Consider the following 14,663-nt stretch of genomic DNA (forward strand, 5'->3'; position numbering starts at 1 on the left):
GAGCAACAATCCCTCTCGCTGGCCGCTTGACATAGAAGCGTCAACGGCGAGGAGGGGGCGCGCACCCGGGGCGAATTCGCCGATCGCGCCGCAGCGGTCGCACCGCTCACAAGGACGCGGCCGAAGGTTCCACCACTCCAGCGGATACGACCGTGCCGTGCTCGTGGTCTGGCGGCGGGCGGGGTCCCGTACTCTCTACGAACGCATGCCCCGTGGTGTGCGGGTGACGGGAAACTCTCGGAAAGTCTGCGGATGCTCGAACTCCTCACCGGCGCAGGCCTGGCCTCCTCCGCCGGGCTCAACGCCTACATCCCCCTGCTCGCCGCCGGGCTGCTGTCCCGGTTCACCCCGCTGTTCGACCTGGCCCCCTCGTGGGCGTGGCTGGAGCACCCCGCCACCCTCGTCGTCCTCGGCGTCCTGCTGGCCGTCGAGGTGCTCGCCGACAAGGTCCCCGCCGTCGACAGCGTCAACGACGTCGTGCAGACGCTGATCCGTCCCACCTCCGGCGGCATCACGTTCGGTGCGGGCGCCTCGTCCTTCACCACCGACATGGACACCGGCGACGGCTCCTGGTGGCCGATCATCACCGGGGCGGTCATCGCGCTGGCCTTCCACGTCCTCAAGGCCGTCTCCCGCCCGGTCCTCAACACCGTCACCGCCGGCACGGGCGGCCCGGTCGTGAGCGTCATCGAGGACGTCGTCAGCGCGGTCACCTCCGTCCTGGCGATCGTGCTCCCGATCCTCATCCTGGTCGTCGTCCCCGCCACCGCCGCCGTCGGCGTGTGGGCCTGGCGCCGACGGCGCCGGAGGAAGCGGGAACGCGGGGCCGAGGCCCCCGCCTGAGCGCCCGGCCCGCGCGGAACCGGGGTCGGCGCCCCGTGCGCGCCCCGTGCACGCTGCGGACGACGACGGGGGCGGCGCCCTTCCGGGCGCCGCCCCCTCGTGCCTCCGGCCCGCTAGGCCAGGCTCTGCCGGCCCACGGACACCGGCAGGGTGATGGACGTCCGCTTGGTGTCCACCTCCACCTCGGTGTCGGCCGGGTAGCGCAGCGTGTAGTCGTAGTCGGTCGACACCAGGACCACGCCGATCCGGTGCCCCTTCTTGAACACGTAGTCCTGGGCCTGCAGCTCCCAGGTGTACCGGTAGGGCTTATCGGTCACCACCGGCCGCTGGTGCTCCTCCGACCACCGGTTGCGGGCGTCGATCCACCCCCGCGAGACGATCTTGAAGTCGGACTCCTCGGTGACGTTGTAGCTCGGGTAGGTGCAGCCGGGGTCCTCCGGCACGCCCTCGCCGTAGCAGACGCGGTCGTCGGTGTCGTAGCGCACCTGCCCGGTGGGCCGGGTGTCGGTGCCGTAGTCCACCAGCAGCGCCGTCAGGTACGGCGAGGAGCCGTCCATGGCCGCGCGCGCCGTCACCTTCGGAATGCCGCTCATCCGCACGTCCCCGGGCAGCTCCTCGGTGCGGTACACCAGCGCCCCGTCCTTGCCGGTGGCCGGGTCGGCCACCAGGTCCTCGGCCGCGGTGGTGCGCCCCTCGTCGGTGAACCCCTCCCAGGCGGGCTTGCCGTGGTGCCGCCCGAGCCCGAGGCCGCCGTCGCCGTCCTCGCCCTCGGGCCGCAGCCCGAGCGGAACCGGGAAGGTGCCCTTACCGGGCCAGTCCCGCTGGGCCGCCCACTCGGTGTCGGCCTTCTGCACGTCCACCCGGGGCTCGTCCATGATCCCGTTGTCGACTCCGTACAGCTCGTGGTCGAACCACCGGTGCAGCTGGTCCAGCCAGGCGTCCATGCGCAGGTTGAACGGGTTGGTGTGGCCCGCCTGGTACAGCCACATCTTGCGCTCGACGCCCTGGTCCTCCAGGGACTCCCACAGCCGCAGCGCCTGGTCGGTCTTGACGTTCCAGTCGTTGAGCCCGTGCGCCAGGAAGACGCTGGCCTCGAAGTCCCCGGCGTCGTCGCGGTAGTTCCGCCCGTCCCACCAGTCGTTGTAGTCGCCGCTCTCGCGGTCCTGGCCCTCGGTCACCCCGTCGATGACCGGGTCGCACACCTGGTCGTCCTCGCGGGTGTAGACCAGCTTCGCCAGCACGTCGGCGTCCTCGCCCTGGTAGCCGCCGGGCGCGACCACGCCGCCGTTGTCGCGGTAGTACTCGTACCAGGAGGAGATGGCGCCCTGCGGCACGATCGTGCGCAGGCCCTCCACCCCGGTGCTCGCCGCCGCGATCGGCAGCGTGCCGTTGTAGGAGATGCCGGTCATGGCCACGTCCCCGGTGGACCAGTCCTCGGCCGAGACCTCCTCGCCGGTCTGCGGGTCGTGGCCGGCGGTGCGGCCGTTGAGCCAGTCCACCGCGGCCTTCACGCCCTGCGTCTCGTTGTCGCCGCCGCTGGTGGGGCACCCGGTCGACCCGCCGGTGCCCAGGCTGTCCAGCTGGGCGACCGCGTACCCGCGCGGAAGGAAGTAGTTGTCGTAGTAGTTGGGCATGGTCGCCGCCCCGCCCGCCGCGGACGGGCCGGCCGCCGCGCCGGCCCCTTCCGGGCCCTCGGCCGCGGCCTGCGCCATGTCCTGCGCCGACCCGGCCCGGGGCCGCCCCCGCGGCACCGTGCCGGCGCTGTCGTCGTCCAGGTCCACGTCGTACATCTGCGCTTCGTGCGTGCCCGCCCAGTAGGGGCTCGGCTCCAGGATGGTGGGCACCTGGAGCCCCTCGTCGGTCTCCGCGGGCCGCATGATGCGCATCCGGACGGTGTCCGGCTCGCCGTCGCGGTCGCTGTCGGCCTCGGTGACGATGTCGACCTCGTGGTAGACCGCGTCCGCGTAGTCGAACACGGGCTGGGTGCGCCCGTCCTCGACCACCGGCTCGGGGGTGTCGGCGGCGGCGGGGGCGGCCAGGGCGGCCGCCCCCATGAGCGCCGCCGCCGCGAGCGCTCCGGTCCGGAGCGCGGTGCGTGCGGGTCCGCTGTGGGGTTCTCGCTTGTGCACAGGGTTCCTCGTGGGGGATCGGGGGATAGGGACCCTGCCCATCCCACCGGAAGGCGACCCCGGCGTCCAGAGTCCTCACCGGCGTTTAGAGTGCGTGGGTGGCTGAGAACAGATTCGACCATCTCTCGGGAGTCCGGCACATCGTCTGGGACTGGAACGGCACGCTCCTGGACGACAACCATGCCAACCTCACCGCCCTGAACCGGGTGTGCGAGCCCTTCGGCCGCGCCCCGGTGGACCTCGACTACTGGAGGACGGTCTTCCGCCGCCCCCTCCTCGCCTGCTACGAGGACCACCTGGGGCGCCCGCTCGACGAGGGCGAGTGGGCCTGGCTGAACACCGAGTACGACCGGCACTACAGGGCGCACCTGCCCGGCTGCGGGCTGGCCGCGGGCGTCCCCGACGTGCTGGTGGGCTGGGGCGCCGCCGGGGGCAGCCAGTCGCTGCTGTCCATGGCCTCCCACGGCCACGTGGTGGACCTGGTCGCCGAGCGCGGCCTGTCCGGGCACTTCACCCGCGTCGACGGGCGCAAGTTCGACGCCGCCGACGACTCCAAGGCCCAGCACCTCGTCCACCACCTCGGGGAGCAGGGCATCGACCCGGCCACGGTGGTGCTCATCGGCGACATCGACGACGACGCCCGCGCCGCGCGCGAGGCGGGGGCGCACGCCCTGCTGGTCTCCAGCGGCATGATGAGCCGCGAGCGCCTGGAGGCCACCGGCGGCCCCGTGGTCGGCTCCCCCGTCGAGGCGGTACGGGCGCTGACCGAGGTGCGCAGCGCCGCCTGAACCCGGCGCCCGCCCCGGCACACCTCCCGGAGCCCGGCCCTGGCCGGACCCGGACACGCGAGAGGGGCGGGGCGCCCGTCGGCGCTCCGCCCCTCTCGTACCGCAGGTGTGCTAGCCCAGCACGACCTTGCGCGCGTCCTCGAAGCGGCGCTGCACGTCCGCCCAGTTGACGACGTTCCAGAACGCCTTGACGTAGTCCGCCTTGACGTTCTTGTACTGCAGGTAGAAGGCGTGCTCCCACATGTCCAGGAGAAGGATCGGGTAGGAGCCGGCCGCCAGGTTGCCCTGGTGGTCGTAGAGCTGCTCGATGATGAGCTTCTGGCCGAGGATGTCCCAGGCCAGGATGGCCCACCCGGAGCCCTGGATGCCCGTCGCCACGGCGCCGAAGTGGGCGCGGAAGGCGTCGAAGGACCCGAACTGGTCGTCGATGGCCGCACCCAGCTCGCCCTCGGGCTTGTCGCCGCCGTCCGGCGACAGGTTCGGCCAGAAGACGGTGTGGTTCACGTGGCCGGCGAGGTTGAACGCGAGGTTCTTCTCCAGCATGTTGACGGTGCCGAAGTCGTTCTTCTCGCGCGCCTCGGACAGCTTCTCCAGCGCCGTGTTGGCACCGGCGACGTAGGCCGCGTGGTGCTTGTCGTGGTGGAGCTCCATGATCTGACCGGAGATCCACGGCTCCAGCGCCGCGTAGTCGTAGGGCAGCTCAGGAAGCGTGTATGGCGCGGACATGTGCGCACCTTTCCTCTGACACGGGGTTGTTCTTAAGGCTCAGGAGCGATCTGCGAATCGCTGATCATGAACCTATCAGCCGGTCGCCTACCCGGATCCTGTAGCCCTTCCTACAAGCGGGCGGAGGAATAATCCCGCCCGCGGGGGAGTTGACGGCCTTTCCCCGCGGCCCGCGTGCGGCCCGCCGTCCGCCGCGTGCCTCCGACCACGGGAGGCCGACGCGCCCGGCTCCACCGGCCCCGGGCCCGAGCCGGCCTCACGCCGCCGGGGAGGCCTCGAAGCCGCTGCCGTTCCACGTCGTCCGTGCACAGGCCACACCCCAGGCGCCCTTGCGCTTGAGGATGTCGTAGATGTGCATCCGGTCGATCCGGGGCGAGACCCCGTAGCCCGAGGGCCAGGTGATCGCCCAGTCCATGTCCAGGTCCACCAGCAGCTCCAGCAGGCGGGCGATGGTCGGGTCGTCCAGCCGCTCGAAGGCCTCGTCCAGCAGCACCAGCCGCAGCGGCCCGTCCAGCTCGCTGCGGAGCGCGTCGTAGAAGGCGGCACTGGCCGCGAACAGCGTCACGTACGACACCAGCCGCGTCTCCCCGGACGACAGCTGGCGCACCCGCCGGTCGCGCGGGTTGCCGTCGGGCCCGGTGTCGTGGATGCGCACCCGGTAGGCGAACCACTCCCGGTAGTCCAGCGCCGCGCCCAGCACCTCGGCGTACCCGCTGCTGCGCCCCTCGGCCCGGGTGGCGCGGATCCGGTCCATCAGCGCCCGCCGCAGCCGGTCGTTCTCCTCCTCCGAGCGCTCCGCCACCGACTTCTTGGCCAGCGCGAACGCCGACCGCTCAGCCGGGTCCAGGTGCGGGGCCGGCTCCCAGGCCAGCTCCACCCGCACCCCCTGGCTGGAGTGCGCCCCCTCCAGCACGGTGTTCATCCGCCGGGTCAGCGACTCGGCGGCGCGGATCTGCCGGTGCAGCTCCTCGGCCACGTCGCCCAGCAGGAACTCCTCGAAGACCCGCTCCTCCCCGCCGGTCAGGTTGTCCTCGGCCTCGGCCAGCCGGGCGGCGGTGAGCCGGGCGGTGGAGGCCGCCGGGGCGCTGCCCGCCTCGTCGCTGACGGCCACCGTCAGCACCCCGCGGTCGCGGTCGGCCTGCACGTCGTGGGTCCCGGCCAGCGCCGTCTGCAGCGCCTGCACCCGCGCGATCAGGTCGCGCTCCAGCGCTCCGGGGTCCCCGGGCCGGCCGCCCTCCTCCAGCGCCCCGCGCAGCGCCGTGCGCAGCTCGGCGCGCTCGAAGGGCACCTCCACCAGCCCGGTGGCCGCCTCCCACACCCCCGGGACCTCGGCGGTGTCGGTGAGCGCGTCCTCGGCGTCGGCCTGCGCGGCCTGCGCCTCCTCCAGGGAGCCCTCGGCCTGCTCGGTGCGCCCCTCGGCCTGGGTGAGCGCCTGCAGCCGGGACTCCACCTCCGCCTGGGCCTTGGGGGCCTCGTCGCGCAGCCGCGTGCGCTCCTCGGTGAGCGCCCGCACCTGGGCGCTGACCTCCTCGGCGTCGCGCCCCAGCGAGGAGCGCAGCGTCTCCAGCACCCCGTGCGCCTCGGCGTAGGCCCGGTGGGTGCGGGCGGCCTCCTCCTCGGCCTGGGCGCGCGAGGCGGCGGTGCGGGCGTGGTCCTCCAGGGCGGCCGCGACCGCCCCCAGGGCGTCGGTGTAGTCCCCGCGCAGCCGCCCGGCCGCGCGCTCCAGCAGCGCCGCGGTGGCCTGTGCCCGGTCGGCGAGCTCGCGCAGCGCCTCGGCGCCCTCGGGCAGCCCGGCGTCGCCGCAGGTGCGGCGGTGCTCGGCGCGCTCGGCCTCCAGCCGGGCCCGCGCCCGGGCGTGCTCGGCCTCGGCCGTCTCGGCCTCGGAGGCGGCTCGGGCCGCGGCCGAGCGGCGCTGCCGGGTCTCGGCCAGGTCGGCCAGCACGGGCGAGATGTCGGGGAAGGCCTCCAGGCAGGCGTTCCACTCCTGCTCCAGGCGCTGGGCGGACTCCAGGGAGGCGCGCAGGCCCTCCTCGCGCCCGGCCAGGTCGGCCAGCGCGGCCTCGGCCTGCTCGGTGCTGCGCCGCCGTGCGGCCTCGCGCGCCCCGGCGCCGATGTGCTCGGCCCGCTCCTTGCCGTGCCGCCCGGCCAGCACCCCGGCCCGCCAGGTCCCGTCGGCGGCGACCGCCGGCCCGCCGATGCCGTCCGCGTCGCCGGTGCCGCCGGTGCCGCCGGTCAGCAGGGGGACCGACCGCAGCAGGGCGCGAACCGTCTCCTCGGGCACCACCTCATCGGGCACCGCGCCCGGCCCGTCGCCGGACCCGCCGTCCCCGTCCCGGTCCACCTCGTCCCCGTCGCCGGACCCGCCGCCGGTGCTCGGGACCAGCACATCGGCCAGGGTCGGCCCCACGGCCGGGCCCGACGGCACCGCCCAGGTCTCGTCGCCCCCGGCCCCGACCCCGCCGTCGGCCCGCACCCAGGCCCCCAGCAGGCCGGACGCGCGCAGCGCGGCCTCCAGCCCGGCGCGCTCGTCCTCCTCCAGGTGCGGGGCGAAGTCCACGAGCCGGGAGAAGGGGGCGCCCTGGGCCGGGTCGCGCTCGGCGGTGGTGTAGGCGGGCACCGGCGGCCCGACCTCGCCGGCCTCGCGCAGGCGGGCCAGCTCGCCCTCCAGCCGGGTCCGCTCGGCCCCGGCCTCGGACAGCCGCTGCTCGGCGGCGAGCACCGACCGCTGCACCGCCCGCACCCGCGGCTGCAGGGCGGCGCGCACGTCCCGGTGCGCGTCCCGGAAGGCGCCCGGGTCGAGCAGCACCTCCTCGCCGTCGGGCGCCGGGGGCAGCTCGTCGGCGCCGGGCCGGTCGCCGGACGGCAGGGCCTCCTCCCGCCAGCTCCGCACTGCCGTGCTCCACTGCTCGGCCGACGCGGCCAGGCGCTCCTCGCCCTCGCGGGCCCGCCGGTCGGCCGCGGCCGACTCCTCGGCGGCGGCCTCGGCGCGCTCGCCCAGCCGCTCCAGTCCCGCCTCGGCCTCCGCCAGCCGCTCGGCCTCGGCGCGCAGTCCGGCCAGCAGCCGGCCCCGGTCGGCGGCGGCCCCGGCCGCCCCCTCCAGAGACCCCGCCGCCGCCTCGGCCGCCTCGGCCAGTGCAGCGGTGCCGATCTCAGGGGCGGTCGGCCGCACCGTCTCCTCAGGGCGCGCGGCCGGGTCGGCCGAGCGCAGCACCCGCGCCGCCTCCTCGCCGCGCCGCACAGCCGGCTCCAGGTCCGGCAGCGCCCCGATCACTTGTCCCAGCCCCAGCTCGCGCAGGGCCCCGCGGGCCTCGGCGGCCGCCGAAGACGCCTCCCGCCCGACCCGCGCAGGCAGCGCCGCGGCGCGCTCCACAGCCTCCAGGGAGTGCTCTTCGGCGGCGCGCAGGTCCTCGGCGGTGCGTAGCGCGGCCTCGGTGTGGCGCTTCTGGGAGGCGACCGTGGCCTCCTTGTCCTCCAGGTCGCCCAGGGCGCCGTAGGCGGCCGACGACTTCAGTGCCTCAAGGTCGGTCTGCACGGTGTCCATGCGGGCGTTGAGGGCGTCGCGCTCGTCGGTCGCGCGGCGGTGCTCGGCCTCGGCGTCCGCGCGCTCCTTGCGGCGCCGCTCCAGCGCCGAGCGCGTGCGGTCGGCCGCCTTCTCCGCCTTGGACAGGCGCGCCTCGCGGTCGGCGAGGACCCCGCGCGCATAGCCCCGGTAGCCCTCCAGGAACTCCTGCAGTGCGGAATCGGCGCGCCGCAGCCGCGCCACGTTGCGCCGCACGCCCTCCAGGTTGTCCAGCCCGGTGGCCGTGCGCGCGATCACGTCCGGGTCCACCGGCGGCAGCGCGTCGGAGAGCAGCTGCTCCAGCTGTCCCTGCAGGACCTTCAGGCCGATGTCGGGGTTGCGCAGCGTCCGCTGCAGGTGCAGCAGGTCGGTGTAGCGGCCGCCCCCGCTGATGCCGTAGACGGTCTCGGCCACCCGCTGCTGGAACGCCTCCTGGGAGGGGACCACCGCGTCCTCGCCGATGTGCTCGCGCAGCCGCGCGGCGGTGATCGGGCGGTCCTGCTCCAGCAGCGCGAAGTCCTTGTTCACCCGCAGCGGGGTGAGGAACCGGTAGGAGTCGGTGATCTGCCTGCTGGAGGCGGAGGCCTTGACGCCGATGCCGGCCGTGCAGAAGTCCTCGGCCCCGTCGTCGAGCACCCGGCGCAGCTCCACCCACGCGTAGCCGAGCCGCACCGTGCCCTCGGAGTAGTCGTCGAGCATGAGGCGGCTCATGCTGACCGTGTCGAAGCCCTTGCAGCCCATGTTGCGCAGGTCGCCGTCGAGGCACAGCGGCAGCAGCAGCTCCAGCGTGCGCGACTTGCCCGAGCCGTTGGTCCCCTTGAAGATGACCCGGCCGCCGGACAGGTCGAACTCCTCGTCCCGGTACTGCCAGATGTTGACGACGCCGCCGCGGTGCAGGCGCCAGCGGCTGCGGGGGTCGGAGGTGCTCTCCACGTTGTCGGTCCTCACGTCGGTCGTCGCTTCCGAAGGGCGTGCGATCGGGGGCGGGGGAACAGGGGGGTCGGGGGAGGCGTCACGGGGCGCGGTGCGCCACCGCGCCCCGGCCCGTCGGGGCGGCTCGGTCGTCGGGGGCGGCCGCGGTCCGGAGACGGACCGCGCGGCACACGGCCGCTCGCGTGCCGCAGGCGAGGGGCCGGTGACCGCCTCCGCTGCCGGGGCCGCCCACGCCGTGGCGGCCCGGAGCCTCCGGACGGCGGGGGCGGGGCCGCGGTGCCGGGGAGCGGTCGTCGTGCCTCACGGCGCCCCTCACGGCTCGGGCCCGGACACGGCGAACAGGGACTCCTGGCCCTCGCCGGGGTCGGCCGGGGCGGGGCGCCCCTCACCGTCCTGGTCGTCCTCGTCGCCGTCGCCCTCGGGGCCGTCGGGGCGGGGGCGGTAGCGCGCGGCGGCCGGGCTCAGCTCGACCCGCTCGGCGCCGTCGGGACCGGTGCCGATACGCGCCAGCCCCGCCTGGACCAGCGTCTGGGCCACCGACCTGGCCAGCCGCGCGGTGTCCCGAACGGCCTCCTTCGACCACGCCTTGGGGTAGCGGGCCACGATGTCGGCGGCCACCTCCTCCAGGCGGCGGTAGGAGACCGCGGTCCGGCCGCCGGGCGGCGCTTCGCCGTCCTCACAGCCGCCGTCCCCGTCGGAGCCGTCCCGGTCGGCGCCGTCGCCGCCGCACAGCACCGCGTCCGCCGTGAGCAGCGCGATGCGCGACAGCGTCCCGTGGCCGGGGTAGAGCAGGTCGCTCAGGTACCCCTCCGGGTCCACCGCCAGGACGCCCTCGGCGCGCACCTCCAGCTGCAGGCCCAGTAGCTCCTCCAGCAGCTCCGACTCCTGGCGCAGCCGGGTGCGCATCCAGTCCCGCTGCTCGGGGGTCAGGTCCCCGTTGAGCACCACCGGGTCCTCCACCAGGCGGCGCCGAACCGAGTACCGGACGTCGTCGCCCGGCCCGGGCGCGCCCCCGGCGGCCAGCTGCTCCGGCCCCTCCAGCCGCCCGAGCGGGGCCGCCACCAGGTGCCCCAGCAGCTCCACGTCCACCGTCAGCAGCGCCTCGCGCCCGGCGTCCTCCGCCCACGGGCCCACGCTGCCGTCGGTCTCGGACAGCACCCCCAGATCGATCAGGTGGCGCAGCGCCGCCACCAGCGCCCGCCGGTCCACGATGCCCCCGCCCAGGTCCAGCCCGGCCTCGGCGCCGGCCGCCCGCACCTGGTCGACCAGCCCCGACAGCAGCACCTGGCCGCCCGCCCCGGTCAGCTCGGCCAGCACCAGGCACAGGTAGGCGTAGGCCCGCGGGGTGAACGCGGCCCCGTTGGCCTTGTGCGCGCCGCGCACCCCGTCAGGGGTGCGGCCGGTCTTGTACAGGCGGGCGAAGGTCGGCTCCACCGCCAGCCGGTAGCCCAGGTAGTGGGCGAAGAGCGCCTGCAGCCGGTCGGAGTAGCGGCGCACCGCGGGCAGGGCGTCGCCCTCCGGGCCGTCGGCGCGCAGCAGCGGGCGGCGCAGCAGCACGCGGGCGCACCGGCGCACCTGGGCCGCCTCGATGGCGTCCAGGCCCTCCAGTGCCGAGCGCTCGGGCCGGGCGGCGGACCGTGCGGTCCGCGGGGGCCGGGGGGTGCGTGCGGCCGGGCTCACCGGTCCGCCCCGCCCCCGGCCGCGGCCGTCTCCGCCACCGCCAGGTCCACATCGGTGCCGTGCAGTTCCAGGGTGCCGAAGACCGAACCGATCCGGGCCGCGCCGCCGCCGGGCCGCAGCACCAGGGTCAGCCCCGACACCGGGTCGGCGGCGGTGCCCTGTTCGGCGGGCGCGTCGCGGGAGGCGCCGGCCAGGGTGAGCAGCTCGCAGAACAGCTCCAGGGCGTCGGCCGACAGCCGCGCACCGGCCAGGTCGCCCGAGGCGGAGGCGAGCTCGCCCACCGCGGCCGCGCGCCGCTCCTTGCGCCGGGCCTCCTCCTCCAGCAGGGCGGCGCGGCCCAGCGGGTCGTCGCCCAGGCGGGGGATCTGCCCGCCGGGAGCGCGCTCGCCGCGGCTGCGCACGTTCACCTCGACCGGCACCCCCTGGCCGTCCGACCACGACAGGTCGGGGGAGGGGGCGTCCTCCTCCGGGGCCAGCGCCAGGTGGCGGGCCGAGGACAGCCCGAAGGCGGCGGCGTACATGTCGTGGGCGTCGGCGGGGGCGGCCCCGTCGAACCAGGCGGCCAGGCGCAGCAGGTCGCGGCGGCGCCCCGGGTCGACCCCGCCCGCGCCGGTGGCGCGCTTGACGTTGCCCAGCAGCGCGCTGATCGCCCTGCTGGTGGCCTCGCGCAGCTCGTCGGCCTCCGAGGGGCGGCCCGGGCGGCCCACGAACCACCCGGCCAGGCCGTCCCAGTCGGCCGCTGTGCGGCCCGGGGCGCGCTCCATCAGCTCGGTCTGGCCCATCACGGAGGTGTTGGCCACCAGGTCGGCGCCGCCGCCGAGCACCCGCAGCAGCGCGTCCCGGCGGCCGTCGAGGGCGGCCAGCCGGTCGGCGACCGGCTCGGCGTGGCGCAGCACGTCCCGGGCGATCAGGTCGACGTACTCCAGCAGCATGTGCTTGAAGCCGGCCATCTCCTCGGGGGAGAGGTCGTAGCGCGCGATCACCGAGCCGAGGTAGGCGTAGAAGTCGCGCACCGCCGCGGCGAACTCGCCGTGCTGCAGGAACAGCGTGGTCACCTGTCGGGAGAGCCGCTCGCGCAGCGCGCGCGGGGCCGGCCGCCCCCCGGGCGCGGCCTCCAGCGCCTCGTCCAGCAGGCGGGAGGTCTCGGCCAGCCCGCTCTCGATGGCCGGGAGCAGCTCGCGGGAGACCTCACGGGCGCCCTCGGCGACGGTGAGCAGGTCGTCCACGTCGCGCTGCACCCGCATGGCGAGCTTGGAGACCTGGTAGCGCACCCGGCTGCGGGTGAACTCGGCGATGGTGGCGGCGGGCTCGCGGCGGCCGGGCACCAGGTTGCCCCAGCGGGCCAGCTGCTCCAGCCGGTCCACCACGGTCTCCAGCCGGGACTCGCCCTCGTCGACCTCGCCGCGGCGCTCGGCCGCGGCCAGGGCGGCGCCCACGTCGCCGGCGCCCAGGTCGGCCAGGAGGGTGCCGGTGAACAGGCGCATGATCGCCAGGTAGGTGCGGCGCTCGGGCGCCGACAGGTAGGCGTACAGGCGGAGCCGGTCCGGTTCGGCGGGTTCGGGTGGCGAGTAAGGCATGACCCGCCCCAACTTAGCGCCTTGCGGCCGCGGCCCCGACCGGGACACGGTGGGCTTTCGCGCACACGCCGGCGGCGGGAGGGGCGGGGCCCCGGGGACAGTGCCGCCGCCCCCGGGGCCCCCGTTCCTCAGGCCTTGCCGAGCTCTTCCACGGCGCGGTGGGCCTCGTCGATGGCGGTGTCGGTGTAGGCGTTGGGCGCCGCGTCGGAGTTGGCGACCGCGATCCGGCCGAGCCGCTTGCGCGCGGCCTCGGCGGGCGTGGGGCCGTTCGGCCAGAAGGCGTCCCAGCGGCTGGTGTACTCGCGGGCGTAGCCGTGGCCCCACCGGTTGACGGTGATGGCCTCGATGTCGCGCTTGGCGTCGAAGCCGCCGTCGCCCAGCGCCCGGTTCAGGGTCTGGCGGATGCTCCGCTCGAAGCTGGCGAAGTCGCGCTTGAGCACCTGGTGCCGGGCGGTGATGGCGCCCTGCTTGAGCGACTGCACGCCCGTGCTGGGCGCCCCGATCATCTGGATGATGATCGGCTCCTCGGGGTCCTTCGAGTGCTCGTAGCCGCCCATGGAGACCGGGTAGTCCAGCTGCGCGACGGCCCAGTCGCCTCCGGTGAGGCGGATGTGCCGCATGCCCAGCTCCACCCAGGGCTGCCAGTTGCGCACCACGACGTTGGCGTACAGGAGCGGCTGCTTGGAGGCGTCCTGCATGGCGGTGCGCTGGGAGCTGGGCAGCTCCTTCATCAGGTACTTGCCCATCACGTGCCAGGCGGCCATCACGACGTGGTCGGCGGTGACCCGGTGCAGGGCGCCGTCCCGGTGGTAGGTGACGAAGACCCGCTCGGCGGTGGAGTGGTGGCCGTCGTGGCGGATGTCGGTGCAGGGCGCCTGCAGGCGCAGGCGCACCTCGTTGTCCTCCAGGTCGAGGCGGGAGTAGTCGAACTCGGCGAGGACGACGCTCTCCATGTCCAGCTCGTCCTTGCCGGGCACGCTGCCGGGGATGAGCGAGTGGACGAGCAGGCGGGCGATGCTGGCGTTGCCGTCGGGGAAGTGGTGGATGTAGGGGTCCTCGAAGTCCCAGAAGCGCCGCATGGAGTAGGAGTTGAGCGGCGAGGCCTCGGAGTCGTCCAGGCCGAGCCCGTCGAAGCCGGGGTAGCCCTCGCCCCAGGCGTCCAGGGCGCCCCAGGTGGAGGCGGGGACCGCCCACTCGTCGCTGGTGAGCGTCTCGACGTAGGCGAGCACCTCGTCGTTGACGCCGGCGACGTCGCGCAGGTACTCGGTGTAGGTCAGGCCGGCCAGGCGGCGCTTCTTCTCCTCGTCGGACAGGCCGGGCAGCCAGTCCTCCGGCTCGTCGTAGAGCATCACGATCTGGTCCAGAGCCTCGGCGCTGACCGGGGCGTCCTTGAGCCACTCGCGCACCGGCATGTCCTTGCCGCGCACCGCCAGGTGGTCGCGGCCGAACTCCTCGGCGCGGAAGAAGACGGTGTCGCCCTCCTGGGCCAGGTTCCACCGGTCGTAGAACTTCTGGTCGAAGAACTCCTGGAACTTGTCGACCTCGATGCCCAGGTCCTTGAGCAGACCCATGGCGGTGTCGCTGTAGATCGAGGGGGTGTCGATGGCCTGGGTGCCGCCGTAGCCGATCAGCACCTGCTCGCGGCCTTCGGGGTGGAACTCGTTGCGGCGGGCGTGCCCGCCGAACTCGTCGTGGTTGTCCAGGATGAGGACCGAGGCCCCGGGGTTCTTCTTGCGGTAGAAGTGCGCGGCGGCCAGGCCGCTGATGCCCGCGCCGACGACGACCAGGTCGTAGTGCTCGCCGGTGTCCTCGACCGAGGAGGTGTTCACGACGCTGCCCAGGCGCCCGTCGCGGATGCTGTGCGGGATGCTCAGGGCCTGCTGGGTGTTGCCGCGCAGACCCTCCATGCCGGGCGGGTAGTCGGCGCCGTCGGCGGCGGGCACGGGGGTGCGGGGGCTGGCCGACCAGGAACGCTCGCCGGGGGCGCAACCGGACAGCGCCGCGGCGGCGATGCCGGCGGCGGCCGCCGCACTGGCACCGTCGAAGAAGTCGCGGCGGCTGATCTTCCGGTCCATCCCCAGTTCCTCGTCGCTGGGGCCGGAGCGTCGTGGCTGGTCGGACATCGGACTCCTTCTCCTGGCGTCCCTGGAGGGCCCAGCCCACCACGGCGCCCCCGCGGGCCGTGGGCGACGTTCCGTGGCGATCCCGGGTCTTTGCCGAGTCCGCTCCAGGGCTTGACGTTGCGCGGAACCTCGCCAGGTTACGCCTGGTTAGAGGTAAAAAGTCCGATTTTTACTTTTTCTATCCCGTGAGGTGGTCATGGGATGATTCACGTCGGGGTGGAGGGGGCGGGGAGGGGCGGGGTCGCGTGACGGCGGGGTGACCGCCGGGCCTCCTGTGGCCCAGGGACAGCGGCGACGACGGCCCG

At 74.9% G+C, this 14,663-nt stretch carries 8 protein-coding genes; 2 read left to right on the forward strand and 6 right to left on the reverse strand.

The window, feature by feature from the left end:
* Positions 1-252: 252 nt before the first annotated feature.
* Positions 253-843, forward strand: a complete 591-nt coding sequence (locus C892_RS0128110) for a DUF4126 domain-containing protein (protein ID WP_017559937.1) — start codon at positions 253-255, stop codon at positions 841-843.
* Between the two features lie 113 nt (positions 844-956).
* Here C892_RS0128110 and C892_RS0128115 read toward each other — a convergent pair whose 3' ends face one another.
* Positions 957-2,972 (reverse strand): Xaa-Pro dipeptidyl-peptidase, encoded by a 2,016-nt coding sequence (locus tag C892_RS0128115; protein ID WP_017559938.1) that lies wholly within the window; start codon positions 2,970-2,972, stop codon positions 957-959.
* Between the two features lie 98 nt (positions 2,973-3,070).
* Between C892_RS0128115 and C892_RS0128120 the strand changes: the two genes are divergently transcribed.
* The gene (locus C892_RS0128120) at positions 3,071-3,760 is read left to right on the forward strand and encodes an HAD family hydrolase (protein ID WP_017541098.1); all 690 of its coding nucleotides are present in this window, start codon (positions 3,071-3,073) and stop codon (positions 3,758-3,760) included.
* 111 nt (positions 3,761-3,871) lie between these two features.
* Here the strand turns inward: C892_RS0128120 and C892_RS0128125 are convergent, their stop codons facing one another.
* From C892_RS0128125 to C892_RS0128145, 5 genes are all read right to left on the reverse strand, one after another.
* Complete coding sequence (locus tag C892_RS0128125; RefSeq protein WP_017541099.1) at positions 3,872-4,486, reverse strand: superoxide dismutase; 615 nt, start codon at positions 4,484-4,486, stop codon at positions 3,872-3,874.
* A 256-nt stretch (positions 4,487-4,742) separates the two neighbouring features.
* The gene (locus tag C892_RS0128130) at positions 4,743-8,993 is read right to left on the reverse strand and encodes a TIGR02680 family protein (RefSeq protein WP_017559939.1); all 4,251 of its coding nucleotides are present in this window, start codon (positions 8,991-8,993) and stop codon (positions 4,743-4,745) included.
* Between the two features lie 297 nt (positions 8,994-9,290).
* Complete coding sequence (locus C892_RS0128135; protein WP_017559940.1) at positions 9,291-10,658, reverse strand: TIGR02678 family protein; 1,368 nt, start codon at positions 10,656-10,658, stop codon at positions 9,291-9,293.
* Positions 10,655-12,235 (reverse strand): DUF2397 domain-containing protein, encoded by a 1,581-nt coding sequence (locus C892_RS0128140; RefSeq protein ID WP_017559941.1) that lies wholly within the window; start codon positions 12,233-12,235, stop codon positions 10,655-10,657. The genes C892_RS0128135 and C892_RS0128140 overlap by 4 nt, the downstream gene beginning before the upstream one ends.
* 128 nt (positions 12,236-12,363) lie before the next feature.
* Complete coding sequence (locus C892_RS0128145; protein ID WP_239647573.1) at positions 12,364-14,358, reverse strand: flavin monoamine oxidase family protein; 1,995 nt, start codon at positions 14,356-14,358, stop codon at positions 12,364-12,366.
* Positions 14,359-14,663: the final 305 nt, after the last annotated feature.

The organism is Nocardiopsis baichengensis YIM 90130 (assembly GCF_000341205.1).
Classification (GTDB): Bacteria; Actinomycetota; Actinomycetes; order Streptosporangiales; family Streptosporangiaceae; genus Nocardiopsis_A; species Nocardiopsis_A halophila.

What these genes read in the sequence shown, in the direction of transcription:
- C892_RS0128110 (WP_017559937.1), top strand. Translation starts at nt 253, where the DNA reads ATGCTCGAACTCCTCACCGGCGCAGGCCTGGCCTCCTCCGCCGGGCTC.
- C892_RS0128125 (WP_017541099.1), bottom strand. Translation starts at nt 4,486, where the DNA reads ATGTCCGCGCCATACACGCTTCCTGAGCTGCCCTACGACTACGCGGCG.
- C892_RS0128140 (WP_017559941.1), bottom strand. Translation starts at nt 12,235, where the DNA reads ATGCCTTACTCGCCACCCGAACCCGCCGAACCGGACCGGCTCCGCCTG.
- C892_RS0128145 (WP_239647573.1), bottom strand. Translation starts at nt 14,358, where the DNA reads ATGTCCGACCAGCCACGACGCTCCGGCCCCAGCGACGAGGAACTGGGG.